1 protein-coding gene is annotated in these 605 nt (G+C 63.1%); it reads left to right on the forward strand.

Annotation, left to right across the window (positions count from 1 at the left end; all coding sequences use genetic code 11):
• The coding region (istB, locus tag NTCA1_RS28375) for an IS21-like element ISSsp5 family helper ATPase IstB (protein ID WP_159832509.1) at positions 1 to 605 on the forward strand (605 nt) is incomplete at both ends.

Raw genomic sequence — 605 nt, forward strand, 5'->3', positions numbered from 1 at the left:
GTCGAGATGGAGATGATCGACAGGGAGCGTCGTATGGTCGAGCGGCGCATCAAGGCCGCGCGCTTCCCCGCCGTCAAAAGCCTCGACAGCTTCGACTTCGCCGTCATCCCCAGGCTCAACAAGATGCAGGTGCTCGAGATGGCGCGCTGCGAGTGGATCGAGCGGCGTGAGAACGCCATCGCTCTGGGGCCATCGGGCACCGGGAAGACGCACGTAGCTTTGGGGCTCGGACTGGCAGCATGCCTGAAAGGACTGTCGGTGGGCTTCACCACTGCGGCGGCGCTGGTCAGCGAGATGATGGAGGCGCGCGACGAGCGGCGTCTCCTGCGCTTCCAGAAGCAGATGGCCGGATACAAGCTGCTCATCATTGACGAACTGGGCTTCGTACCGCTCTCCAAGACCGGTGCCGAACTGCTGTTCGAGCTGATCTCCCAGCGTTACGAACGCGGCTCCACCTTGATCACCAGCAACCTGCCCTTCGACGAATGGACCGAAACCTTCGGATCCGAGCGCCTCACAGGCGCGCTCCTCGATCGTCTGACCCATCACGTCAGCATCCTCGAGATGAACGGCGAAAGCTATCGCCTCGCTCACAGCCGGGCCCG

Origin of the sequence: Novosphingobium sp. TCA1 (genome assembly GCF_009811895.1) — a bacterium.
Lineage (GTDB): Bacteria > Pseudomonadota > Alphaproteobacteria > Sphingomonadales > Sphingomonadaceae > Novosphingobium > Novosphingobium panipatense_A.